The organism is Deinococcus fonticola, from assembly GCF_004634215.1.
In the GTDB taxonomy this organism is placed as follows: Bacteria; Deinococcota; Deinococci; order Deinococcales; family Deinococcaceae; genus Deinococcus; species Deinococcus fonticola.
The window spans coordinates 1-2,077 of the sequence record NZ_SMMH01000086.1 but is presented as its reverse complement, the minus strand read 5'-3'; the positions used below and the strand labels follow the sequence as shown (position 1 = coordinate 2,077).

Genomic DNA, 2,077 nt, shown 5'->3' with positions numbered 1-2,077 from the left:
GAGGGGCTGGATGTCATCGGGTTCGTCACTGAATTTCAGGGTTTTCCCCGGATGACCACGCTGACCACCAGAAGAGCGTTCGCTCTTCTGCCGCTCACTTTTGGGCTTCCAGGGCGGGTCTTTGCTCAGTGGCTGATTTGAAGTCTCACTATCGCGTTTCAGACGGGATTTCAGTTCGCGTAGCTCTGCCTTCAGAAGCTCAAGTTCCTGACGAAGCTGCACAAGTTCAGCTTCCAGTCGTTGGCAATTTGGGCAGGCTTCCTGTGTGATGCTCTACTCTACCTTTTCCCCGCCAACAACCACCCCTGCTGAGTAGTCACGTTTTTTATATAAAAAGTCAAGCCGACCCGTCACGTCAAGACCGGAAAACGCTTCTCAGCGGGTGAAAACAGGTGGGGGAGTCATCTTACGGCATAAACAGAAGTGCTAGCATTCCAAGCTGGTCACTACTGTGTCACTACCGTTCCGTCATGAGACAGAACCACACGGTATAACTGGAGTGGAATACGTGGAAAAAATACGCCTCAGACGAACAATAAACTATGAGGTGCTATGACGGTGCATGAATCCGATGTAACTACGGATCAGAAGGCCAGGGGTTCGAATCCCTTCAGGTACACCAGAGAAAAGCCCCGCCTAGTGCGGGGTTCTTCATTTTTGCCTGTGCGTAACAGAAGGCCATGTGCGTAACTCGTGCGTAATCCTATTTTTTCTCGGGTTCTTTCGTCAGGTCATCCACGTCGATGGCCCAGCGTTGTCTCTCATCCTGAAACACGGTGCGGTACACGTTCAGGGTGAAGGCCACGCTGGCGTGACCTAACTGTTTACTGATCACCTCGATGGGGACGCCCTGCCGTGCTGCCAGGCTGGCATACGTGTCTCGCAGGCCGTGAATGTGCAGGTGGCGCACGCCTGCCGCTGTGTAAATGCGCTGCATGTCGCGCTTCAGGTTATTGGGCAGCAGCGTGCCGCCCAGGCTGTTCACGAACACCCGCCCGGACTCCTGCCATTTCGGGCCGTGAATAATCCGCAGTTCTGCTTGCCTGTGCTGTTCGCGCCTGAGCAGATCCAGGATGCTCGGCGAGAGGTACACGGTGCGGCGACTCCCGGCGGTCTTCGGGCTGCCCACCCTGACCTTCCCGGAGACATCCGACACGGTTTCCTGAACCTGTGCCGTGCCTTTTTTCCGGCACGCTGATCCAGAAGGACGGCACCACCTATACGTTTACCCGCACCACAGCGGGCAGCCTGACCACTGTACCCGCCAAAACCCGTGTGATCGTGGCCGACGATCCAGGGCGGGAACACATCACGATCATCTGGAGTGGGCGCAATGACTACGCCAATACGGACGTGCAGTACAACATTGCTGCTATGCGTGACGCTATGCGTGTTGCACACAGACGCTACCTTGTGCTGAGCATCATCAACGCCGTGGCCGAGCCGAGCGGCAGCAGCGCCTACAACAGCATCGCGGCCCGCAACGCCGAACTGAAACGGATGTTTGGTCACCACTACCTGGATGTGCGCTCGCTCATCAACGCCGGAACCGCAGACGATACGCCCGCATCCGCCAATGTCAGCGCGGACGGCCTGCACCTGAACGACACCGGCTATGGCGTCGTGGCACAGGCCGTGTTTAACGAAATCGTACGGCGCGGCTGGTGATTCCCCAACGTGACAACCGCACACCGCACCAGGCCGGGGCTGGAGGTACTTGCCTACCTCCATACATCCTTGCCCTTGATCTGGGATTCATCAGATCCGACAGATTTTGGTTTTAGTTCCACTTTGACGTCCCCACAAGTATGTAACTGACCTGGCTATATACGTGAATTGCCGCCTGGTTACAATTCGTTCGCGCCTGAAGCTGGTGGGTATAAATCACACAACGGTAAGGTGTAGTAACAACATTCCGCTTACAATCGAAATCATGGCCCGAGTACTTCTCCTAGTACAGCGTTCAATTAATACGGATAGCTTGATAGTGCCGACCAAAGCTGCGACGGGCATCCTGGGTCGAGAATTGCCAATTGATCTTTACCCCCGCTGCATTTCGGGCGCTCACCCAGGATTC

General features: G+C 55.7%; 3 protein-coding genes and 1 tRNA gene. 2 read left to right on the top strand and 2 right to left on the bottom strand.

Annotation, left to right across the window (positions count from 1 at the left end; all coding sequences use genetic code 11):
• The coding region (locus tag E5Z01_RS19130; protein ID WP_276321264.1) for a DUF6444 domain-containing protein at nucleotides 1–237 on the bottom strand (237 nt) is incomplete at its 3' end.
• A gap of 310 nt (nucleotides 238–547) precedes the next feature.
• On the opposite strand from E5Z01_RS19130, the gene E5Z01_RS19695 reads away from it, so the two are divergent.
• Nucleotides 548–622, top strand: a tRNA-Ser gene (locus E5Z01_RS19695).
• A gap of 81 nt (nucleotides 623–703) precedes the next feature.
• On the opposite strand, the gene E5Z01_RS19125 is transcribed toward E5Z01_RS19695, so the two are convergent.
• Nucleotides 704–1,156, bottom strand: a complete 453-nt coding sequence (locus tag E5Z01_RS19125) for a site-specific integrase (protein ID WP_135230829.1) — start codon at nucleotides 1,154–1,156, stop codon at nucleotides 704–706.
• 14 nt (nucleotides 1,157–1,170) lie between these two features.
• Between E5Z01_RS19125 and E5Z01_RS19120 the strand changes: the two genes are divergently transcribed.
• Nucleotides 1,171–1,668: an SGNH/GDSL hydrolase family protein gene (locus E5Z01_RS19120; RefSeq protein WP_135230828.1), complete on the top strand. Its 498-nt coding sequence runs from the start codon at nucleotides 1,171–1,173 to the stop codon at nucleotides 1,666–1,668.
• Nucleotides 1,669–2,077: the final 409 nt, after the last annotated feature.